Source organism: Saccharothrix xinjiangensis, from assembly GCF_039527585.1.
GTDB lineage: Bacteria > Actinomycetota > Actinomycetes > Mycobacteriales > Pseudonocardiaceae > Actinosynnema > Actinosynnema xinjiangensis.
Window position 1 is genome coordinate 1 of record NZ_BAAAKE010000089.1, and the last position, 643, is coordinate 643.

At 57.1% G+C, this 643-nt stretch carries 1 pseudogene; it reads right to left on the reverse strand.

The annotated features are described in order from the left end of the window. Positions 1–513, reverse strand: a pseudogene (locus ABD223_RS43355) (transposase); the annotation flags it as partial. Positions 514–643 lie beyond the last annotated feature (130 nt).

Consider the following 643-nt stretch of genomic DNA (forward strand, 5'->3'; position numbering starts at 1 on the left):
CAGCGTAGCCGCGGCGTCGCAGTTCTCTGGCCATCCGGCGGCTTCCATAGCTGCCACGCTTCTGGCGATGAATCTCTCTGACTTCGTGGTGCAGGGCCTGGCGCTGCTCGTCAGGGTCACGTTGCCGCCAGGCATAGAAACCACTCCGGCTGACCTGCATGACCCGACACAATAGGGCCACGGGATAGGTGGCCTTCTCCGACTCGATGAACTGGTATCTCAGCTCGACTCTTTGGCGAAGAAGGCCGCCGCCTTTTTTAAAATATCCTTTTCAATCTGAAGCTTACGAACTTCTTCGCGGAGCTTCTTGATCTCGGCGTCGCGATCGTCCTCTTTCCGCGCCGGAATGCCAGAGTCCTGCTGACGGTGCTTGCGGCACCAACGGTCCAACAGGCTACGGTCAACCCCCAGCCGCCGGGCTGCCTCAGATACGGCATACCCCTGTTCGGTCACCAGGCTCACCGCATCCGCCTTAAATTCATCGGAATACCGACGTCGAGTCTTCTTGGTCATGAACACCTCCATGGCCTCCATTATGAGGCTTATCGGGGTGTCCGCTCCAATTGGACCACTTCAGTTCGCTACCCAATCAGGTGTGACACTTTAGGAAAATCTGTTTCTCGGCACGGGTTATAACCTGTTG